Genomic DNA, 20,655 nt, shown 5'->3' on the forward strand with positions numbered 1-20,655 from the left:
GGGAGGAACGAGTATGAGACTTCACACGATACTTCTGGGCGCATGCTCGCTGGTCGCCATGGCCGGCGCCGCTTCGGCGGAAACGCTGACGATCGCCACCGTCAATAACGGTGACATGATCCGCATGCAGAAGCTCACCGACGATTTCACCAAGGATCATCCGGATATCGACCTCGAATGGGTCACGCTCGAGGAGAACGTGCTGCGCCAGAAGGTCACCACGGACATCGCCACCAAGGGCGGCCAGTACGACGTTCTGACCATCGGCAACTACGAGGTTCCGATCTGGGCCAAGCAGAACTGGCTCCTGCCGCTCGACGGCATGCCAGACGATTATGACGCCGGCGACCTCCTGCCGGCGATTGCCGGCGGCCTGTCCGTAGACGGAACGCTCTACGCCGCACCGTTCTATGGCGAAAGCGCCATGGTCATGTACCGCAAGGATCTCGCTGAAAAGGCCGGCGTTGAAATCCCGGCAGAGCCGAGCTGGGACCAGATCAAGGCTGCCGCTGAAGCCATGACCGACAAGGATGCCGGCATCTACGGCATCTGCCTGCGCGGCAAGGCCGGCTGGGGCGAGAACATGGCCTTCATCACCGCCATGTCCAACTCCTATGGCGCCCGCTGGTTCGATATGGACTGGAAGCCGCAGTTTGACAGCGAAGAGTGGAAGGCGACGCTCACCGACTATCTGGACATGATGACCAATTATGGCCCGCCCGGTGCGTCCTCCAACGGCTTCAACGAGAACCTGGCGCTGTTCCAGCAGGGCAAGTGCGGCATGTGGATCGATGCCACCGTCGCTGCCTCCTTCGTGACCGACCCGAAGGAATCGAAGGTCGCCGACAATGTCGGCTTTGCACTGTTCCCGGAAAAGGGTGACCTCGGCAATCGCGGCAACTGGCTGTGGTCCTGGAACCTCGCCATCCCGGCTTCGACCCAGAAGGCGGATGCAGCCAAGGCCTTCGTCGCCTGGGCAACGTCCAAGCACTACACCGATCTTGTTGCAGAACAGGACGGCTGGCGCGCGGCACCTCCCGGCACCCGCACCTCGCTCTATGAGAATGCCGACTACCAGAAGGCTGCGCCCTTTGCCGAGATGACGCTCGAATCGATCAATGCGGTCGACACCAGCAAGCCCTCGGTTCAGGAGATTCCCTACACCGGTGCGCAGTTCGTCTCGATCCCGGAATTCCAGGGCATCGGCACGGCGGTCGGCCAGCAGTTCTCGGCTGCCCTTGCCGGCAATGTTTCGGCTGAACAGGCGCTCAACAACGCCCAGCAGCTGACGCAGCGCGAAATGATGAAGGCCGGCTACATCAAGTAAGGCTCCTCCGCGGGACGGCCGGGCAGAAGACACTCCGGCAGGTGGTTCACCTGCCGGGAAAGCCCAGGCCCGGCCGTTCGCCCTCACGGACTGAAAGATTTTTGACCGCCACGCAGCTTAGCGGACGGCGGTGAAAGCCATTTCCGAAGCGAGACGGCGTCAGGCCGCCGCGCGGAAACGTCGGGTCCGGCCGTGACGGCCGAAGATCCACTTTGCGGGGAAACACTGTCATGGCGACCACCCATACCAAAAATGCTGCAAGGCTGATGATGGCGCCTTCGGTCATTCTGCTTCTCGCCTGGATGATCGTACCGCTGTCGATGACGATCTACTTCTCGTTCCTGCGCTACAATCTTCTGATGCCGGGTACGGAAAGCTTTGCCGGCTTCATGAATTACCGGTTCTTTCTGACCGATCCGGCCTTCTTCCAGGCGATCGGCAATACGTTGATCCTGGTCGGCGGCGTGTTGTTTGCCACTGTCGCGGGCGGTATTGCATTGGCGCTTCTGCTCGATCAGCCGATGTTCGGCCAGGGCATCGTGCGCATCCTGGTAATCGCGCCGTTCTTCGTCATGCCGACGGTGTCCGCGCTGGTCTGGAAGAACATGCTGATGAACCCGGTCAACGGGTTGTTCGCCTCGCTTGCGCGGTTCATCGGCATTCAGCCGATCGACTTTCTCTCTTCCATGCCGCTGACCTCGATCAGCCTGATCGTGGCGTGGCAATGGCTGCCGTTCGCGACCCTCATCCTGCTGACGGCGCTGCAGTCGCTGTCGGAGGAGCAGAAGGAAGCGGCCGAGATGGATGGCGCCAACGCCTTCAACCGGCTGATCTACATCATCCTGCCGCACATGGCCCGCGCCATCACTGTGGTCGTGCTGATCGAGACGATCTTCCTGCTTTCGGTCTTCGCCGAAATCCTGGTCACCACCAATGGCGGGCCCGGAACCGAGAGCACCAACCTTACCTACCTCGTCTACATGCAGGCGCTTCTGCAGTTCGACGTGGGCGGCGCATCCGCCGGCGGCATCATCGCCGTCATTCTCGCCAACATCGTTGCGTTCTTCCTGGTGCGCATGATCGGCAAAAATCTGGAGGACTGAGGATGGCACGACAGGTAACAACACAGAAAAAGCTGGCCTTCACCGTCCTCGCATGGGTCATCGGGCTGCTCATCTTCTTCCCGATCCTGTGGACCGTGCTGACGAGCTTCAAGACGGAAAGCGAGGCGGTCGCCTCGCCGCCCTCCTTCCTGTTCTTCCACTGGACGCTGGAGAACTATATCGAGGTTCAGGCGCGCTCGAACTATTTCCACCACTTCTGGAATTCGGTGGCGATCTCGCTCGGTTCGACCATCATCGGGCTCCTGATCTCGGTGCCTGCCGCCTGGGCCATGGCATTCTCGCCGACACCGCGCACCAAGGACGTGCTGCTCTGGATGCTCTCCACAAAGATGCTTCCGGCGGTCGGTGTGCTGGTGCCGATCTACATCATCTTCCGCGATCTGGGCCTTCTCGATACCCGCATCGGACTGATCGTGGTGATGATGCTGATCAACCTGCCGATCATGGTGTGGATGCTCTACACTTACTTCAAGGAAATCCCCGGCGAGATCCTCGAGGCCGCCCGCATGGACGGGGCGACGCTCGGCAAGGAGCTCATCTACGTGCTGACGCCGATGGCGGTGCCGGGTATCGCTTCCACTCTTCTTCTCAACATCATCCTTGCCTGGAACGAAGCCTTCTGGACCCTGAACCTGACGGCTTCCAAGGCGGCGCCGCTGACGGCCTTCATCGCTTCCTATTCGAGCCCGGAAGGCCTGTTTTACGCAAAGCTTTCCGCCGCCTCGACCATGGCGATTGCGCCGATCGTAATCCTCGGCTGGTTTTCGCAGAAGCAGCTCGTTCGCGGGCTCACCTTCGGCGCGGTTAAATAAGGACAAGACCAATGGGCAGCATCAGACTCGAAAACGTCTCCAAGCGCTTTGGCGAACACGCCGTCATTCCCGGCATCGATCTCGAAATCAACGAAGGCGAATTCGTCGTCTTCGTCGGCCCTTCGGGCTGCGGCAAGTCCACGCTCCTGCGGCTGATCGCAGGATTGGAGGATGTCTCCGGCGGCCGCATCCTGATCGATGGCGACGACGCCACCGAGAAGCCACCGGCCAAGCGCCGTCTTGCCATGGTGTTTCAGTCCTACGCGCTCTACCCGCATATGAGCGTCAGGAACAATATCGGCTTCCCGCTGAAGATGGCGAATGTCGACAAGGCCGAGATCGACCGCAAGGTCGAGGATGCGGCGAAGATCCTGAACCTCACCGACTATCTGGATCGCAAGCCGCGCGCTCTCTCCGGCGGCCAGCGCCAGCGCGTCGCCATCGGCCGCGCCATCGTGCGCAATCCGGAATGTTTCCTGTTCGACGAGCCGCTGTCGAACCTAGACGCCGCTCTGCGCGTCAACATGCGGCTTGAGATTTCCGAACTGCACCAGACGCTGAACGCGACATCGATCTACGTGACCCACGACCAGGTCGAGGCCATGACCATGGCCGACAAGATCGTGGTTCTGCGCGCCGGCAATATCGAACAGGTCGGCTCGCCCCTCGAACTCTACAAGAAGCCTGCCAATCTCTTCGTCGCCGGCTTCATCGGCTCGCCGAAGATGAATTTCATCGAGGGCGAAAAGGCGGCCGAGCAGAATGCGCATACGATCGGTTTCCGACCGGAACATCTGAAGCTCTCCACGGAGAGTGGCGACTGGCAGGGCAAGGTCGCGGTTGCCGAACATCTCGGCTCCGACACCTTCCTCCATGTCGACGTCCCCGGACTTGGACACATCACGGCCCGTTCGGACGGTGAGTTTCCGGTGCGCCATGGCGACACCGTCTACATCACCCCCGATCGCGAGCGGCTCTATCGCTTCGACGACAAGGGCCTTGCGCTCCAGTGAACCCGTCGGGGCGGTGCGCCGCCCCGCATCACCAACGCGTCGGAACCGGAACAGATTGACCGCCAACAGCGACTGCGTGACAACGGTCAAAGAATAGTACGGACAAAACTGCAAAGCTCGGCGTACCAGCTGATCGGAATGAGACCATGACCAAGAAGCTTTCCCTGCAAACCCTGAACGCGCACGCGGAAAAGGTGGCGCTGCCGTCCTATCGGCGCGATGGCCTTTCGGCTGGCATCCTGCATTTCGGCGTCGGCAACTTCCACCGTGCGCATCAGGCCGTTTATCTCAACGACCTGTTCAACAAGGGCCGCGATCACGACTGGGCGATCATCGGCGCCGGCGTCATGCCCTCCGATGCGAAGATGCGTGAGGCGCTGGCCGCGCAGGATTTCCTGACGACCGTGGTCGACCAGGAGGCGGACGCAACTTTGGCGACGATTACCGGCGTCATGCTCGATATGATCGCTCCGCCGGATTTTGCGAAGATGATTGATCAGCTTGCCGATCCGGCGATCCGCATCGTCTCGCTGACGGTGACCGAGGGCGGCTATTTCATCGATCCGGCCACCGGCAAGTTTGATCCGAAACACCCGGCGATTGTCGCCGACGGCAACAATCCCGATCAGCCGAAGACCGCATTCGGCCTGATCATAGCCGGGCTGAAGAAGCGCCGCGCGGCGGGTGTCGCGCCATTCACCGTGATGTGCTGCGACAACATTCCCCACAACGGTGCGGTGACCCGCGCCACGGTTTCCGGCCTTGCCGAACTCTCCGATCCGGACTTTGCCCAATGGATCCGCGACAACGTCGCCTTCCCCAACGCCATGGTCGACCGCATCACACCGGCGACCGGCGACCGCGAGCGGCGCATCACCAGCGAGGACTACGGCATCGACGACAACTGGCCGGTGTTCTGCGAGGGTTTCAAGCAGTGGGTGCTGGAAGACAATTTCCCGCTCGGCCGGCCGGCGCTGGAAGAGGTCGGCGTCACCTTCGTCGAGGATGTCAGCCCCTATGAGGTGATGAAGCTTCGGATCCTGAACGGCGGCCATGCCGCGATCGCCTATCCGGGTGAACTGCTCGACATCCACTTCGTTCACGAAGCGATGGAAAACGAACTGATCGCCGCCTTCCTCGAAAAGCTCGAGAAGGACGAGATCATCCCGATCGTGCCGCCGGTGCCCGACACCGATCTGACCGGCTATTACGAGCTGATCGCGACCCGCTTCGCCAATCCGAAGATCGGCGACACCATCGAGCGGCTGGCGCTCGACGGCTCCAACCGTCAGCCGAAGTTCATCCTGCCCTCCACCGCCGCACGCTTGGAAAAGGGCCTCGATGTCACCGGACTGGCGCTGGTTTCGGCGCTGTGGTGCCGCTATTTCGAGGGGACGTCGGACAGCGGCCGCAAGATCAAGTTCAACGACGAGGCCGCCGACAGGCTGCACAAGGCGGCCCTTGCCTCCAAGGCCGAGCCGACGGTCTTTCTCGATGAGCGCGATATCTTCGGCACCATCGCCGACAACGAGCAGTTCCGCAAACGCTTCGTCAATGCCTTGACGGCACTGCGCGAGAGTGGCACGGCGGAAACGCTGAAGCGCTACATTGCGGGGGAACTCGCCTAGACTGAGGATGCGGGTACCATGCCGGCCGAGCCATTGATCATCTTCGATTGCGACGGGGTGCTGGTCGACAGCGAACCGATCTCGCTCGGGGTGCTCAGGGAGGCGCTTGCGGCAGAAGGCGTCACCATCTGCGCGGAGACTGCGAACCGGCTGTTTCTCGGCCGTTCGCTCTCTACAATGCTGTCAGTGGTCGAGCGCGATTTCGGTGCGACGCTGAGCGCGGATTTTCTGGAAACCCTGCGCCTGCGGCTCTACGCCCGCTTTCGCCAGGACCTGCAGTCGACCGAGGGCATTGCCGATGCCTGGGCGGGGTTGAAGATGGCAGGCATCGACTGGTGCGTCGCCTCCTCTTCGCAGCCCGAGCGCATCCGTCTCTCACTTGAACTCGTCGGCCTGATGCCGGCCTTCGCCCCGCCGGTCTTCTCCGCCACCATGGTCGAGAACGGCAAGCCGGCGCCTGATCTCTTCCTTCTTGCCGCCGAGCGCATGGGGCGCCCGCCGGCAGATTGCATCGTCATCGAGGACAGCCCCGCCGGCATTTGCGCCGCAAAGGCCGCGGGCATGCGGGTTTTCGCCTTTCTCGGCGGCAGCCACGCACGCAATCCCGCCTATCACGAGGCGATCGCAGCCATGGAGCCGGACCAAATGTTTGACGCCATGGACATTCTCGTTAAACTTGTCCGAAAATAAGCGGGCGAGGAACAGGGGTAGGAGATGCGCGATCACCTGATTGCGGTCGATGTCGGCACGGCAAGCGTCCGCGCCGGGTTGTTCGACCGGGCGGGCGTCATGCTTGCCCGACAAACCCACCCGCTGATGCTTCGCAGGCCCGCCGCCCGACGTGGCGAATATGCGTCCGAGGACATATGGCAGGCGACATGCGCTGCCGTGAAGGCGACAGTCGAGGCGTCCGGCATTGGCGCAGACCGTGTCGCAGGCATCGCTTTCGGCGCAACCTGCTCGCTGGTTCTGCTCGACCGCGAAAGAAGACCGTTGCCGCTCGCAGCCGATGATGGTCATGTCTTCGATACCATCGCCTGGTTCGACCATCGCGCGGCGCAGGAAGCTGCGGAACTGACGGCAACAGGCGATCCGGCCGTCCGCCATTCCGGTGGATCGGTCTCGCCCGAAATGCAGTTTCCGAAACTGCTCTGGCTGAAGCGCAACCGCCCCGAACTCTGGCAGCAAGCCGGCCTCGTCTTCGATCTCGCCGATTTCCTCACCTTCCGCGCCACCGGCAATGCCGCCCGCTCGCTGTCCACGCTGACGGCCAAGTGGTTCTACAGGCCGGACAGGAGCGATCCGGAACCTTCAGACCTGATGCGGCAGGTGGGGCTTTGTGACCTAGCCGGAAAGGCGGGCTTTTCCGGCTCCGTCCTGTCTCCGGGAGAAACGGCCGGAACGCTGAATGCGGAGGCCGCAGCTGCGCTCGGCCTCGACACCACCGTGACCGTTGCCGCCGGGCTGATCGACGCCTATGCCGGCGCGCTCGGCGCCCTGCCGTCGCCAGAGGCCAAGGGGCCGGGCGATCTCGCGCTGATCGGCGGCACGTCGAGCTGCCTTGTCGGCTATGCGCACGAACCGGCCTTTGCAAGAAGCCTGTGGGGGCCATATTTCTCGGCGCTCTATTCCGGCCAGTGGCTGTTCGAGGCGGGCCAGTCGGCAACCGGCGGTCTGCTCAACCATCTGATCGAGGTTTCGAGCGCTGGCGGGATCGCGACGGAAGCCCGTCATGCCGAGGTGATTGCCCGCATCGGGGAGATGATTGCCGAAAATGGCGTCGGTTTCGCCGACGGTCTCGACATCCTGCCGGATTTCCACGGCAGCCGCTCGCCCTTTGCCGATCCGTCGCTGACGGGGATGATTGCGGGGCTCACGCTCGACAATTCCTTCGACGGCCTCTGCCGGCTCTACTGGCGCGCCTCCGTCGCCATCGCGCTCTCGCTTCGCCAGATCCTGACGCTTATGGAGGAGAATGGCCTGACGGTGGCGACGCTGCACCTTGCCGGTGGCCACCGTCGCAACCCGCTCCTGACCAAGCTCTACGCCGATGCAACGGGCCGATCGGTCGCGATCATGCCCGCGGAGGATGCCGTGCTGCTCGGCTCGGCGATCAACGCCGCCTCCGCGGCCGGTCTCTTCGATGGTCTCGGTGCCGCCGCAGGCGCGATGCAGGGGGCGCCACGGGTGATCGCGCCGGACGCAGACCTTGCCGGCTACTACGATCGCCAGCTTTCCCGCCTCGAAATTCTCCAGCAATGCCGTGCCACCTTGCAAAATCTCGGGGTTGCGGACATGAACTGACAAGGTGCCGATGCCGCCTTGAAAGGAATGCCGATGACCGAGATCACCCCCGATTGGGCCGCCCTCCACATGAAGCGCGTCGCCCGCGCCGTCCAGAATCTGCCGGACATGTCCGGCGTCAGGCTGGCGATGAGCATGCATCTCGACATGAAGATGCTGCCGCTGGTGGAAGGCCTCCTGGGGCGCGGCGCCGAACTGTTCATCACCACCTGCAATCCGGCAACGGTGCGTGACGATGTCGTGGCCGCGATGCGTGCCGCCGGCGCCCGCGTGGAAGCCTGGAAGGACATGCCCGAGGCCGACTGGCAGGCCGCGATCGACGCCGGCGTCGACTGGCAGCCGACGCATCTCTCCGAAATGGGCTCGGACTACACCCACCGGCTGATGACCACCGGCCGGACGCTGCCCACCGTGAAGGCGGGTCTGGAGGCGACCGGCTCCGGCATCAACCGGCTGCAGGGCGATCTGCCGCCATGGCCGATCTTCAACTGGGACGATCTGCCGGTGAAGGAAGGGCTTCATAACCGCCACATGGTCGGTCTCACCACCTGGAACGCCTTCTTCACGCGCACGCTGCTGAGCCTGCACGAAAAGAACGTGCTGGTCGTCGGCTACGGCTCTGTCGGCCAGGGCCTTGCCGCGAGTGCACGCGCCTTCGGTGGCACGGTGATGGTGGCCGAGGTCGATCCCGCCCGGCTGCTGCAGGCCCGCTATGACGGCTGGCAGGCCGGGACGGTCGAGGAACTGGCGCCGCGCGCAGACGTGATCGTCACGGGGACCGGCGCCCATCATGTGGTGCCGTTCGGCGTGATCGCGGGGCTGAAGGATGGCTGCTTCCTGCTAAATGCCGGCCATCGCATCGATGAAATCGAGCTTGCTCCGCTCCTGGAGCGCCCGGCCTCGCAATCTTTGCCGGCCGTCACCAGCTACACTCTCGCCTCCGGCAACACGGTGCATCTCTTCGTCGGCGGCACCATGGCCAATCTGACGGGCGGCGAGGGCGACAGCCTCAACGCCTTCGACATGACGCTGGCGGCGATGGCGGAAGGCATCGGCCATATTGTTGGCGCTGGCGAACAGGTCACCCCCGGCGTTCACCTTCTGCCCCGCAAGGTGTGGGAACGCGCCTGCCCGGACCCGGCTTGAGGTTTCGGGAGCTGCGGCAGAACAATCTTTGACTTAACGGCGATCGCATATGGCTCGCCGCAAAGCCCCCATATATTCTCGCCCCCGGAGGGGAGAGATGCCCCGAAAGGGGCAGTGAGGGTCGAGTCTATCCACGCGAACGCCCTCGAAAACGGAAATGCTGCATCACCCTCACTGTCGCTTTCGCGACATCTCTCCCGCAAGCGGGAGAGATGGTTTTGGAGCAAGCGGCATGGCTTATATGAAATTCGCCTGCCTGAAGGAGAAAGGCCAAAGCGGGCGAGGCTGCGTAAACGTCCGGCGTTCCAAGTGAGTGGCGGGGCTAAACGGCCTCTACTCTTCTTCGCCTTCCAGCACGCCGGGCTTCGTCTTCGGATAGAGCACCTCGATGCCCTCAGCCTCGATCAGCCTGGCGAAGTCGCCTTCGGGGGGACCGTCGAGCACCAGCAGGTCGGCGTCGGAAAGGCGGCCGCGCTGGGCCGGGGCCGGGCGGCCGAACTTGGAGCGGTCGGCGACAAGGATCGACTTGCGGCAGCTCTTGCGGATGGCCTCTCGGGCCAGCGTCTCGGTCTGGTCGAAATCGACGAGCACGCCGTCCGGCTCGATGCCGGCAACGCCATAGATGCCGAAATCGGCGCGGTAGCCGGAAAACATCTCCTCCGCCGCATGGCCGAGCAGGTCGCGATCCGGCAGCCGAACCATGCCGCCCGGAAGGAAGATCCGGTTGGAGGCGTTGGCCGACAGCGCCATGGCGACATTGAGATTGTTGGTGACGACGGTGAGGTCCTCGTGATCGGCAAGGGCCGCGGCCACCAGTTCCGGCGTCGTTCCGATCGAAAACATCAGCGAGGCGCGGTCGGGGATCAGGCTTGCCACCAGCGCCCCGATGCGCCGCTTGGCGGCGGGGTTGGCAAGCCGGCGCGTGTCATAGGGCAGGTTGACGCCGGCACCTATCCGCTCGACGCCGCCATGGCTGCGGCGCAGCATGTTGGCGCGGCAGAGCACATTGACGTCCCGGCGGATGGTCTGCGGGGTCACCGAGAAATGATCCGAGAGCGTTTCGATGCTCATTGCGCCATTTTCGTCGACCATGGCGATGATTTTGGACTGGCGGGGCGAGATGTTCATTTGCGCTTTCGGTCTCTGTTCTTCCGAACGCGAAAATCTTCGCCGGCCGTGACATCCGTTTGAAGGACATGTGACGGAGTGATGAAGTTTGCGGCATCTGCATAAAGCGTGTCCGTCACATGACGGCAATTTTTCATTGCTATGCACGGGAAGGTCGAATGCGCTAGTAAAGAGGCCATACGTCCAGGCGGTGCTCAAGCCGTCCGAAAACCAGCGAACCAGAAGTGCCGGAAAAAGCCCATGAAGATTGCCGTTGCCGGACTCGGATATGTCGGATTGTCGCTCGCCGTGCTGCTGGCGCAGAAACACGAGGTCGTGGCGGTCGATGTCGCCGAAAGACGGGTGAACAGCGTCAATGATCGCAAGAGCCCGATCATCGATGAGGAGATCGAGGACTATCTGGCGCATCGCCCGCTCAATCTGCGGGCAACGACGATGCCGGCGGAGGCCTATGAGGGCGCGGCCTTCGTGATCGTCGCCACGCCGACGAACTATGACCCGGCGACCACTTATTTCGACACCTCGTCCGTGGAGGCGGTGGTCGCAGCGGTGCAGGCGGTAAACCCTGAAGCCGTCATCGTCATCAAGTCCACCATCCCTGTTGGCTACGTCATGTCGCTCAGGGAAAAATTCGCAACCGACAGGATCATTTTCTCGCCGGAATTCCTGCGGGAGGGCCGCGCGCTCTATGACAACCTTCATCCCTCGCGCATCATCGTCGGGGAACGCTCCGAACGCGCCGAGCGTTTTGCCGGCCTGCTGCTTGAGGGCGCGGTGAAGTCCGATGTGCCGGTGCTCTACACCGATCCGTCGGAGGCGGAGGCGGTGAAGCTCTTCGCCAACACCTATCTCGCCATGCGCGTTGCCTATTTCAACGAACTCGACAGCTATGCGATGGCCCATGGCCTCGACACGCGCCAGATCATCGACGGTGTCGGCCTCGATCCGCGCATCGGCAACCACTACAACAACCCGTCCTTCGGCTATGGCGGCTATTGCCTGCCGAAGGATACGCGGCAGCTGCTGGCAAACTATGCAGAGGTGCCGCAGAACCTGATCCGCGCCATCGTCGATGCCAATACCACGCGCAAGGATTTCATCGCCGAGCGGATCGTGGCCATGGCGCCGCGCACGGTCGGCATCTACCGGCTGGTGATGAAGGCGGGCTCCGACAATTTCCGCGATTCTTCCGTGCAGGGGATCATGAAGCGGATCAAGGCCAAGGGCATCGAGATCATCGTCTACGAGCCGACGCTCGATGCGCCCGATTTCTTCCGCTCCGAAGTGGTCGCCGACCTCGATGACTTCAAGCGCCGCGCCGACGTCATCGTCGCCAACCGGCTGTCGCCGGACATCCGGGATGTCGCAGACAAGGTCTTCACCCGCGATCTTTTCGGCGCCGACTGATACGGACTTACTGCATCACCCAGCCGCCATCGACATTGAGGTTCTGGCCGGTGATGAAGCCGGCTTTTTCCGAGATCAGGAACAGGATGGCATTGGCGATGTCCGCCGGTGCGCCGCGGCGCTTGATCGCCTGGCTTTCGAGAATGCGGCGCTGGTAACCTTCCTGGTCGGGATGGATCTTCTCGGCATCCGTCGGAAAGGCGCCGGGCGAGATCGCATTGGCGGTGATCCCCCACTTGCCGAATTCGCGGGCCCAGCCGCGGGTGAGGCCGATGAGCGCGCCCTTGGACTGGATATAGGGCGTCAGGTTCTCCCAGCCGCCGGTAAAGGTGATCGAGGCCATGTTGAGGATCCGGCCGAAACCTTTTTCCCGCATCCCCGGCAAGGCCATCATCACGCAGACGATGCCGGCCTCGACATTGACGGCATGGATTCTGGCCTGCTCTTCCAGCGAATACTGCTCGAAGGGTTTTGACGGGTAGATCGCGGCATTGTTGATGACGGTGTCGATTCCGCCTCCGGCGAGGAGATTCGAGATCGCATCCTGCAGCGCCGGCTTGTCGGTGAGGTCGACATCGGTGATGCTCAGCCGGTCCGAAAGGCCCTGTTCGGCTGCAGCACTCGTCAATGCCGAAATCTTCTGCGGGTCGTGATCGATCGCCAGCACCTGCGCGCCGGCTGCCAGCAGCGAAAGCGTCGTGGCAAGCCCGAGCCCGCCTGCCGCACCCGTATAAAGAATGCGGCGTCCTTCGAATTCATTCATATCCGTCCTCCCTGCTGCAAACACTAGAGCCCTTCAGGCTTAAATGGAATCTGTTCTGTTTGCCCAAACCGGTCATTCCACGCGAAGAAGCCCGCGCGGCATAGCCATAGCGAAGGGCTTCGACAAAGTGGAGGGCCGGTTTCGGCAAACCCGATGGGCGGCATGAATTTGCGCCATTGCCGGCGGTCTTCGGCTTGGACATAGCTACGGCTATGCCCTGCGCCAAAGCCCTTGGTCCTGGCGCAAATTCCTTGCCGCAGAACGCTTCCATTTAAGCCTGAAGGGCTCTAGCGCAATTCCAGGTGAAGTGGATAGCGGCTCACCGTTCGGAATGGCGCAATAGCAAAAACATGGAACGTTGCGCAGAAGAGCGGACGCGCTCCAGCGCAGAACAAGGACGCTGCCAAGCGGATTACTTCAGCAGCACGTCGGTGCGCACCTGGAAGCGGGCGGGATCGTAGATGGCCTGGGAGATTTCGACGAGTTCGTCATTGTGGCTGAAGAGATCGGCATCGATGCGCAGAACGGGTGCGTCGGGTGACAGGCCGATGGCGTCGGCGGCGATCGCCGGACAGGCAATCGCGTTGACGCTCTGGGAAACGCGCAGCACGGGACGGCTGAACATTTCCTCGATCAGGTTATAGACCGAGCCGATCGAATGACGCGACAGCGAAGGCTCTATACCGGCATAGGGGCCGGAAACGAACATGCGGCTCCAGTTGAACGGCCGCAGCCGTCCGGGGATACGGCGCACGCCGATCACCTCCAGCCAGTAGCCGGTCGGGCTTTCGCGCCCGCCAAGCGCCGGGTCGGCATGGTTTTCCACATGGCGGGACGACCAGACCTCGAGTACCGTTTCGCGCGTGACGCGCATCAATTCCGGCAGGCCGTTTGTCGCCATCCGGAAATGCTGCTGCGGCGTCTGAGATGCGACGATGGTACCGACGCGCTTGCGCCGGGCCACAAGGCCTTCCGATTCGAGCTCGCTCAGCGCCCGTCTGAGGGTCGTGCGGCTGACGCCGCGTTCGGCGGCGAACTCCACCTCCGGTGGCAACCGGTCGCCGACGCGCAGCCGGCCGGAGACGATTTCATCGCGCAAAGAACGGGTTAGCTGTTTGTGTCTCGGTGCGCTCATTGCATCTTTCCCGGCAACCATAGAACAATCTGGGGAAACGCCGTCAACAAGAGGGCGAACCCGACGAGTATCAGGAAAAACGGGGCGACAGCGCGCACCAGGTTTCCGACGGGCTCGCCGGTCTGCGCCTGTATGACGAACAGGTTGAAACCGACCGGCGGCGTGATTTGCGATATTTCTACCGCAACTACAACAAAAACGCCAAACCAAATCGGATCAAAACCTGCAGATGTAACCAAAGGTAGTGTGATCGGCAGTGTCATGACGATGATCGACGTCCCGTCGAGAAACATGCCGACGATGATGTAGAACACCAGAAGCATGGCGATCAGCGCAAAGGGCGCGAGTTGGAGCGCTGCGATCCAGCCGGCGATCGCCCGCGGCAGGCCGAGGAATCCGAGTGCTGCGTTCAGCAGGGCGGCGCCCAGCAGGATAAGGCCCATCATCGCGCTGGTGCGGGCCGCGCTGCGCCCGGCGCTTGCAAGGTTCGCAAGCGACAGTTCGCGCCGGAGCGCTGCAAGGATGATGGCGCCGAGCACGCCGACAGAGGCAAGTTCCGTCGGGCTTGCAAGGCCGAAATAGAGCGCGCCCATGATACCGAAGATCAGCGCCGCCATCGGCGCGATTTCGAGGAGCCCGCGCCAGCGTTGCCGCCAGCTGTAGACGATGCTCTCGCCGTGGCCTCCGGCGATCGTGTGGGCGGTGGCGATATAGAGGCTGTAGCAGGTGGCGAGCAGAAGCCCGGGGATGATGCCGGCGATGAACAGGCGCAGGATGCTCTGTTCGGCAACCACGCCATAGATGATCATGATGATCGAGGGCGGGATCAGGAAGCCGAGCGTGCCGGCGCCGGCGAGCGAGCCGATCGACAGGCGCCGGTCGTAGCCGTGGCGCTGCAGTTCGGGCAGGGTTACGCGGCCGACGATGGCGGTGGTGGCGGCCGATGAACCGGAGACCGCGGCAAAAAGCGTCGAGCCCGCGACATTGACGTGGACGAGACCGCCCGGAAGCCGGCTGACCCACGGCGCAAGGCCCGAAAACAGCGACCGTCCGAGCTTCGCCTTGACCAGGATGTCGCTCATCAGGATGAACAGCGGCAGCGCCAGCAGTTCCTGCGCCGTGCCGGCCTGCCACATCAGCTTTCCGGCGAAGGCTTCGAGCGGAATGTTGGGCTTGTAGACCGCAAGCAGGATATAGCCGACGCCGAACAGCGAAAGGCCGATCCAGAGCGAGCCTGCAAGCAGGATGGCGAACAGAAAGAGCGTGACCAGCCCGATCTCAACCATCTGTGGCGTCACTTTCGCGGGGGAGTTCGGGGGGCTCGCCGATCAACAGGCGGAGCAGGCGGGCCAGAAGCGCGAGGATGAACTCGGCCGCGCCGATCACCGCGAGCGCCTGCGGAATGGCAAGCGGCGTCGCGATATAGCTCGACTGGCGCAGTCCGCTTGTCAGCGAGGAACGGAAGATGGTGAAGAAGGCCTCGAACATCAGTGCGGCGAAGACCAGTCCGACGAGCGTGGCGGCGATGTCGGCGTAGCGGCCGATCAACGGCCGGGAGAGGAGGAAGCCGACGCGAACCTGCGTGCCGTGTCGAAGCGCCGGTCCGAAGCCGAGCAGGAAGACGCCGCACATGGCAAAGGCCGAATATTCCCAGGAGAAGGCAAGGCTTGTCCGCAGGAACCCACGGCTGAAGATCTCCGCGAGCATCAGCGCGCAGAACCCGTAGAGCAGGACCATGGCGACGGTTTCGGAAAGACGTGCCGTGCGGTCGGTGAATGTCAGAAAGGAGCGGACCATCGCGTTCCTCCAGATGCGCCGACGCTCGCCGGCGCATCGCGGTGCTCGTCGTTACTTGCCGGCGGCCTCGGTGTATTCGTCGATGATCGGTCCCGCGTCCGGAACCTTCGCGACGAATTCCGCCCACATCGCATGGCCCGCATCGGACATCAGCGCCTTCATGCTGTCATCCGCCTCGGTGACGGTGATGCCGTTTTCCACGAGAATTTCGGTCTTGCCTTCGTCCTCGGCGGCGCTCAGGGCCCAGAATTCGCCCTCGAGCTCGTCGGCTACCGTTTCGATTGCGGCCCGCTGCTCGTCGGTCAGCGCGTTCCAGGCGTCGAGGCTGACGGTGACGACGTCGGTGGAGGTCGACCACTGCAGCGGGTTGAAGAAGGAGGTCGTGTCCCAAAGCTTGCCGTCGACGCCCGAAGAGGTCGAGGTGGCGACGCCGTCGATCGTGCCCGCCGCAAGCGCCGGCACGACATCGCCCCACGGCATTTCCAGCGGCGCGGCGCCGAGCTTGGTCAGGAATTCGAAGCTTGCCGGGTTGAAGGCGCGGATGCGCTGGCCGCCAAGATCGTCCGCCGAGGTGATCTCGGTCTTGGAATAGAGGCCCGGCGATGGCCACGGCACGTAATAGAGGATCTTCTGATTGTGCTTCTCGGCAATCGCGTCAAAGGCGGGACCGGCGATGTCCAGGAACATCGCCATCTCATCCTGCCCCTGGATCAGGTATGGCAGGGTGTCGATGGCCAGCAGCGGCTCGGCGCCGGCCTGCAGGAACAGAAGGAAGTCGGCCATCTGCACGATGCCGGTCTCCACCGCCTCCATGCTCTGGCTGCCCGATACGCCGATCTCGCTGCCGTTATGGACGGTGATGGTGACGGCGCCATCTGTCGCCGCGCCGACGGCTTCGGCAAACTGGTGGGCCGCCTTGGACTGGAAATTGGTATCCGGCCACGGTGTCGAGAAGTCCCATGCGGTCTCGGCCATCGCGGTGCCGGCATAAAGCGAAGCGACCGCGCCAAGCGCCAGTGCATTGCAGAATTTCATTGCCTCATTCTCCTCTGTTGACTTTACGGCGCGCCACTCACGCTTTTGTTTTACTGTAATTGTTGTCGGCTGCGGCCTCGCTGACAAGCCCGCGCATGATGTCACGTGCAAGCTTCTCGCGAGCGCGGCCATCCGGCGGGCCGAAACCGCCGCCGCCGGGGGTTCTGAGCACCAGGGTTTCACCCGCGGGAATGGTATAGAGCCCCTTGCTCGCAATCGTCGGCCCGTTGGTGATTTCGGCATGGCCGGGGGCGCCCGGCAGCCCGCCGTCGCGTCCCGCCGCGCCGCGCTTCAGCCGCTCGAAGGCGGCGGCCGACAGTGTCAGCGTCTGGTTGCGGGAGGAGCAGATGCGGATTTCCTGGCCGAGCCCGCCGCGGAAGGTGCCGGCTCCACCGGTATCGGGGGCGAACTCCTTCTTCTCGAAATGCAGCGGCGCGACGGTTTCGGCGATTTCCACCGGCACGCTGCCGACACCGGAGGGAAAGGCCGTCGTCGAAAGCCCGTCGGAACCCGGTCGCGCGCCCATGCCGCCGAGCGCGACATTCAGCGAGGCAAAACTGTCGTGACCCTCGGCGGAAATCGCCAGGACCCAGAGTGCGCCGGCGCTTTCGGCAAGAATTCGCCCCGGCAGGGCGCCGGCAAGGCAGGCAAGCATCAGGTCCGGCAATGCCTGGCCGACCACATGGCGCGCCGTCACCGGCCAGGGCCGCTCGGCCGAAACGATCAATCCGGGTGGCGCATCGATGCGGATGGGTTCGAGCGAGGCGTGGTTGTTCGGCACCTCGGGCGCCACGGCCACCTTGATGCCGAAGGAGGCATAGGCCTGGCTGTAGTTCAGCGGGCAGTTGATGCCCTTGGCGATGGCCGGCGAGGAGCCGGCAAGGTCGACGTCGATGCGCCCGCCCTTCACCGTCATCGTCGCCTTCAGCCGGATCGGCGCATCATAACCGTCGAGCTCGGTCTCGGCGCTATAGACGCCTTCCGGCACCTTTTCGATTGCCGTACGGGTCGCCGCGGCCGAGCGTTCGAAGATGAAATCCGCAAGCGGCGCAAGCGAGCTCAGCCGGTACTCGGCCATCAGCGCCGCCAGCCGCTTGGCGCCCTCGTCATTGCAGCTCATCAGCGAGATGACATCGCCGCGGGCCTCGCGCGGCACGCGGGAATTGGCGGCGATCAGCGCCAGCAGCTCCTCGTTGACGCTGCCGGCACGGCGCAGCCGCATGACGGGGATGGTGACGCCCTCCTCGAACACGGAACGGGCCTCCGCCGACCAGCCAAGCCCGCCGATATCGACGACATGGCAGGTGGAGGCGATATAGCCGGCAATGCGGTGCTCGACGAAGACCGGGGTGACGACGACGAAGTCGAACACATGCCCGGCGCCGAGCCAGGGGTCGTTGGTGACCAGAACGTCACCTTCGACCAGCGTGTCGGCGGAAACGTATTCGAGCATGGCGTTGACGGATTTCGCCATGGTGTTGACGTGGCCGGGCGTACCGGTGACGGCCTGGGCCATCATCCTGCCCTCGGCATCGAAGATCCCGGCGGACAGATCGCCCGCTTCGCGCACGATTGCGCCGAAGGCGACCCGTAGAAGCGCGTTGGCCTGCTCCTCGCAGACCGAGATCAGCCGGTTCCACATCACGTTCATGGCGATGATTTCGGCATCGGAAAGCCGGGTCATGCGGCACCTCCTTCCCGGCGCAGCACCAGATGGCCGAGCGGATGGACGATACCGCTCCAGCCAGCCGGCGCATAAGTGGTGGTCTGGTCCTCGACGATCACCATCGGTCCGACGAAGGTGGCGCCGGGCGTCTCGTCGTCGCGGCGGTAGCGCGCCGCTTGCACGGTCTCGCCGGCCACGGGATCGAACACCGGCACCTGGCCTATGTTCGTGGCGGCATGGGCGGAGCCGGCATCGCCGGCGACATGCTGTGCGCGCTCCGGACCCTTTGCCGTCAGGGTGAGGGCGACGAGCTCCACGGCGTTGTCGTAAAGATAGGCGCCGTAGACTGCGCGGTAGGCATCGACGAAGGCCTGGCGCATCGCCTCGATGGCGGCCTCGCTGTCGATCGGGCCGGCAAGCGGCACCCGCAGCGCATGGCCCTGTCCTTCATAGCGCAATTCGGCGGCGAGATCGGTCTCGACGGCGGCATTGCCGGCAAGCGCCGGGCCGACGACGGCGCCGGCTTCCTCTGCCATATCCGCCTGCAGCACCGTGATCCGGGCGAGATCGATGCGGTCGGTGCGCGCGAGCACGCTGCGGGCAACCTCATAGGCCACCGGTGCGCTCAGAAAGCCGACGGCCGAGCCGACGCCGGCAAAGGCGGGAATGACAATGGTGTCGATGCCGAGCTTTTCGGCAAGGCGGGCGGCATGGAGCGGCCCCGCGCCGCCGGATGCCATCAGCGTATAGCGGGAAATATCCTTGCCCTGTTCGATGGCGTGGACGCGGGCGGCGTTTGCCATAGCCTCCTCGCCGATCTCGGCGATGCCAGCCGCCGCCCATTCCGCTGAGCTCAGCCCGAGCGGGGCGACGACGTGGGTCTCGATGGCGGTGCGGGCAAGGGCGGGGCGCAGCGCCAGCCGGCCACCGGCAAAGCCTTCCGGCGAAAGCTTGCCGAGCACCACATTCGCGTCGGTGATGGTCGGGTCCTCGCCGCCAAGCCCGTAGCAGGCGGGGCCCGGGGCGGCGCCGGCGCTTTGCGGGCCGACGGCGAGCCTGCCGAGGCTGTCGCGCCGGGCGATCGAACCGCCGCCGGCGCCGATTTCGACCAGTTCCGTGGTGGGGATCCGCACTGGCAGGCCCGAACCCTTGATGTCGCGCCAGGCGCGGGCAACCTCGAAGCGACGGGCGGTCGCCGGTTCGGCCTTCTCCAGAAAACAGATCTTTGCCGTGGTGCCGCCCATGTCGAAGGCAAGCATCCGTTCGATGCCGATTTCACGTGAAACCCGGGCGCCGAGGGCAACGCCACCGGCCGGGCCGGATTCGACCAGGCGGATCGGCATGCGCCGGGCCTGCTCGACGGTGGTCAGCCCGCCACCTGACAGCATCAGCAGGAATTCGCCGGCAAAGCCCCGCGCGCGCATTTCGGTGTCGAAGCGCTCCAGATAGCGCGACATCAGCGGGCGGACATAGGCATTGGCGGCAACGGTCGAGAACCGGTCATATTCGCGGATTTCCGGCGATACCTCGCTGCTGATGCAGATCGTGACGGACGAATCCAGCATGCTGGCGAGCCAGTCCGCCACCTGGCGCTCATGGGCGCTGTTGGCGGTCGCGTGCAGGAAGCCGATCGCCACCGCCTCGATACCGGCCTCGGCGAGAACTTCGGCAAGCCGCGCGACATCCTCGCGCCGCGGCGCGCGCAGCGGTACGCCATAAGCGTCCATCCGTTCGGCAAGCGTCAGCCGCCATTCGCGCGGCACCAGCGGCGGCGGCAGTTCGATATCCACATCATACTGGTCGAAACGGCGCTCATAGCCCATTTCCAGCACGTCGCGAAAACCCTCGGTGGTGATCAGCGCCGTCCTGGCGCCACGTCGCTCGATCAGGGCATTGGTCGCAAGGGTCGTGCCGTGGACAACGCTCGCGACGTCCTTGAAGGCAAGTCCATTTTCCTCAAGCAGGGCGGCGCTGCCGGCGAGCGCGGCTCGTTCCGGCGCGTCCGGTGTGGTGAGAACCTTGAGCGAGGTAATGGCGTCGCCCTCCAGGACTACATCCGTGAAGGTCCCGCCGATGTCAATTGAAAGTCTGTACATAAATTGATTATGTCCGTACTTTTCAGCCACCGTCAATTGCAAATATACACAATCCGGCGGGAGGTTGCCCGGCAAAGGCGAATGCTCTCACCTTGGCTACTGTTTTCCCGCAGCACCAACAATCGGCCTTTCGTCGCATGGCTCGTCTGACCGGACGGGCAAGCCTTGCCCGTGCTGAGGCAGGACCGGAGCCTGTCTCGCCCCGAATCGCGATCAAAATACGACGCCCCGCGATTTCTGATTTACGTACATCAGAAATCGCGTTATAACCCTC

At 63.6% G+C, this 20,655-nt stretch carries 17 protein-coding genes; 9 read left to right on the forward strand and 8 right to left on the reverse strand.

Translation table 11 applies throughout. The features are described 5' to 3' along the window. Window positions 1-13 precede the first annotated feature (13 nt). The 8 genes from TM49_RS05355 to TM49_RS05390 all read left to right on the forward strand — a co-directional run bounded on the left by TM49_RS05355 (window position 14) and on the right by TM49_RS05390 (window position 9,354). Window positions 14-1,327, forward strand: a complete 1,314-nt coding sequence (locus tag TM49_RS05355) for an ABC transporter substrate-binding protein (protein ID WP_045679858.1) — start codon at window positions 14-16, stop codon at window positions 1,325-1,327. A gap of 230 nt (window positions 1,328-1,557) precedes the next feature. After that, window positions 1,558-2,430, forward strand: coding sequence for a carbohydrate ABC transporter permease (locus tag TM49_RS05360; protein ID WP_045679859.1), 873 nt, complete (start codon window positions 1,558-1,560; stop codon window positions 2,428-2,430). 2 nt (window positions 2,431-2,432) lie between these two features. Next, the gene (locus TM49_RS05365) at window positions 2,433-3,263 is read left to right on the forward strand and encodes a carbohydrate ABC transporter permease (RefSeq protein ID WP_045679860.1); all 831 of its coding nucleotides are present in this window, start codon (window positions 2,433-2,435) and stop codon (window positions 3,261-3,263) included. Between the two features lie 11 nt (window positions 3,264-3,274). Beyond that, on the forward strand, window positions 3,275-4,276 hold the full coding sequence (locus TM49_RS05370; RefSeq protein WP_045679861.1) for an ABC transporter ATP-binding protein: 1,002 nt from the start codon (window positions 3,275-3,277) through the stop codon (window positions 4,274-4,276). 146 nt (window positions 4,277-4,422) lie between these two features. After that, a complete protein-coding gene (locus tag TM49_RS05375) occupies window positions 4,423-5,904 on the forward strand; it encodes a mannitol dehydrogenase family protein (protein WP_045679862.1) in 1,482 nt (493 codons plus the stop codon). Between the two features lie 18 nt (window positions 5,905-5,922). After that, on the forward strand, window positions 5,923-6,594 hold the full coding sequence (locus TM49_RS05380; protein ID WP_045679863.1) for an HAD family hydrolase: 672 nt from the start codon (window positions 5,923-5,925) through the stop codon (window positions 6,592-6,594). 24 nt (window positions 6,595-6,618) lie between these two features. After that, window positions 6,619-8,208, forward strand: coding sequence for an FGGY family pentulose kinase (locus TM49_RS05385; RefSeq protein ID WP_045679864.1), 1,590 nt, complete (start codon window positions 6,619-6,621; stop codon window positions 8,206-8,208). Between the two features lie 33 nt (window positions 8,209-8,241). Next, the gene (locus TM49_RS05390; protein ID WP_045684804.1) at window positions 8,242-9,354 is read left to right on the forward strand and encodes an adenosylhomocysteinase; all 1,113 of its coding nucleotides are present in this window, start codon (window positions 8,242-8,244) and stop codon (window positions 9,352-9,354) included. Window positions 9,355-9,687: 333 nt separating this feature from the next. Here TM49_RS05390 and TM49_RS05395 read toward each other — a convergent pair whose 3' ends face one another. After that, entirely contained in the window at window positions 9,688-10,482 is a 795-nt protein-coding gene (locus TM49_RS05395; protein ID WP_045679865.1) for a DeoR/GlpR family DNA-binding transcription regulator, read from the reverse strand. Between the two features lie 240 nt (window positions 10,483-10,722). Here TM49_RS05395 and TM49_RS05400 point away from each other — a divergent pair, with 240 nt between their 5' ends. Beyond that, window positions 10,723-11,889 carry a nucleotide sugar dehydrogenase gene (locus tag TM49_RS05400; protein WP_045679866.1) on the forward strand — a complete coding sequence of 389 codons (1,167 nt, stop codon included), beginning with the start codon at window positions 10,723-10,725 and terminating at the stop codon, window positions 11,887-11,889. 7 nt (window positions 11,890-11,896) lie between these two features. Here the strand turns inward: TM49_RS05400 and TM49_RS05405 are convergent, their stop codons facing one another. From TM49_RS05405 to TM49_RS05435, 7 genes are all read right to left on the reverse strand, one after another. Then, the gene (locus tag TM49_RS05405; RefSeq protein WP_045679867.1) at window positions 11,897-12,652 is read right to left on the reverse strand and encodes an SDR family NAD(P)-dependent oxidoreductase; all 756 of its coding nucleotides are present in this window, start codon (window positions 12,650-12,652) and stop codon (window positions 11,897-11,899) included. A gap of 412 nt (window positions 12,653-13,064) precedes the next feature. Continuing rightward, window positions 13,065-13,787: a GntR family transcriptional regulator gene (locus tag TM49_RS05410; protein ID WP_158498603.1), complete on the reverse strand. Its 723-nt coding sequence runs from the start codon at window positions 13,785-13,787 to the stop codon at window positions 13,065-13,067. Next, window positions 13,784-15,073, reverse strand: a complete 1,290-nt coding sequence (locus TM49_RS05415) for a TRAP transporter large permease (RefSeq protein ID WP_045679869.1) — start codon at window positions 15,071-15,073, stop codon at window positions 13,784-13,786. The genes TM49_RS05410 and TM49_RS05415 overlap by 4 nt, the downstream gene beginning before the upstream one ends. Continuing rightward, entirely contained in the window at window positions 15,066-15,584 is a 519-nt protein-coding gene (locus TM49_RS05420) for a TRAP transporter small permease subunit (RefSeq protein WP_045679870.1), read from the reverse strand. The genes TM49_RS05415 and TM49_RS05420 overlap by 8 nt, the downstream gene beginning before the upstream one ends. 51 nt (window positions 15,585-15,635) lie before the next feature. Next, the gene (locus tag TM49_RS05425) at window positions 15,636-16,619 is read right to left on the reverse strand and encodes a TRAP transporter substrate-binding protein (protein ID WP_045679871.1); all 984 of its coding nucleotides are present in this window, start codon (window positions 16,617-16,619) and stop codon (window positions 15,636-15,638) included. A gap of 37 nt (window positions 16,620-16,656) precedes the next feature. Then, window positions 16,657-18,303: a hydantoinase B/oxoprolinase family protein gene (locus TM49_RS05430; protein WP_045679872.1), complete on the reverse strand. Its 1,647-nt coding sequence runs from the start codon at window positions 18,301-18,303 to the stop codon at window positions 16,657-16,659. Continuing rightward, complete coding sequence (locus TM49_RS05435; protein WP_045679873.1) at window positions 18,300-20,381, reverse strand: hydantoinase/oxoprolinase family protein; 2,082 nt, start codon at window positions 20,379-20,381, stop codon at window positions 18,300-18,302. The genes TM49_RS05430 and TM49_RS05435 overlap by 4 nt, the downstream gene beginning before the upstream one ends. Window positions 20,382-20,655: the final 274 nt, after the last annotated feature.

Origin of the sequence: Martelella endophytica, from assembly GCF_000960975.1 — a bacterium.
GTDB classification, from domain to species: domain Bacteria; phylum Pseudomonadota; class Alphaproteobacteria; order Rhizobiales; family Rhizobiaceae; genus Martelella; species Martelella endophytica.

Bases quoted from the DNA above. Each gene is read 5' to 3' on its own strand.
- TM49_RS05355 (WP_045679858.1), top strand. From the start codon at position 14: ATGAGACTTCACACGATACTTCTGGGCGCATGCTCGCTGGTCGCCATG.
- TM49_RS05360 (WP_045679859.1), top strand. From the start codon at position 1,558: ATGGCGACCACCCATACCAAAAATGCTGCAAGGCTGATGATGGCGCCT.
- TM49_RS05365 (WP_045679860.1), top strand. From the start codon at position 2,433: ATGGCACGACAGGTAACAACACAGAAAAAGCTGGCCTTCACCGTCCTC.
- TM49_RS05370 (WP_045679861.1), top strand. From the start codon at position 3,275: ATGGGCAGCATCAGACTCGAAAACGTCTCCAAGCGCTTTGGCGAACAC.
- TM49_RS05375 (WP_045679862.1), top strand. From the start codon at position 4,423: ATGACCAAGAAGCTTTCCCTGCAAACCCTGAACGCGCACGCGGAAAAG.
- TM49_RS05380 (WP_045679863.1), top strand. From the start codon at position 5,923: ATGCCGGCCGAGCCATTGATCATCTTCGATTGCGACGGGGTGCTGGTC.
- TM49_RS05385 (WP_045679864.1), top strand. From the start codon at position 6,619: ATGCGCGATCACCTGATTGCGGTCGATGTCGGCACGGCAAGCGTCCGC.
- TM49_RS05390 (WP_045684804.1), top strand. From the start codon at position 8,242: ATGACCGAGATCACCCCCGATTGGGCCGCCCTCCACATGAAGCGCGTC.
- TM49_RS05395 (WP_045679865.1), bottom strand. From the start codon at position 10,482: ATGAACATCTCGCCCCGCCAGTCCAAAATCATCGCCATGGTCGACGAA.
- TM49_RS05400 (WP_045679866.1), top strand. From the start codon at position 10,723: ATGAAGATTGCCGTTGCCGGACTCGGATATGTCGGATTGTCGCTCGCC.
- TM49_RS05405 (WP_045679867.1), bottom strand. From the start codon at position 12,652: ATGAATGAATTCGAAGGACGCCGCATTCTTTATACGGGTGCGGCAGGC.
- TM49_RS05410 (WP_158498603.1), bottom strand. From the start codon at position 13,787: ATGAGCGCACCGAGACACAAACAGCTAACCCGTTCTTTGCGCGATGAA.
- TM49_RS05415 (WP_045679869.1), bottom strand. From the start codon at position 15,073: ATGGTTGAGATCGGGCTGGTCACGCTCTTTCTGTTCGCCATCCTGCTT.
- TM49_RS05420 (WP_045679870.1), bottom strand. From the start codon at position 15,584: ATGGTCCGCTCCTTTCTGACATTCACCGACCGCACGGCACGTCTTTCC.
- TM49_RS05425 (WP_045679871.1), bottom strand. From the start codon at position 16,619: ATGAAATTCTGCAATGCACTGGCGCTTGGCGCGGTCGCTTCGCTTTAT.
- TM49_RS05430 (WP_045679872.1), bottom strand. From the start codon at position 18,303: ATGACCCGGCTTTCCGATGCCGAAATCATCGCCATGAACGTGATGTGG.
- TM49_RS05435 (WP_045679873.1), bottom strand. From the start codon at position 20,381: ATGTACAGACTTTCAATTGACATCGGCGGGACCTTCACGGATGTAGTC.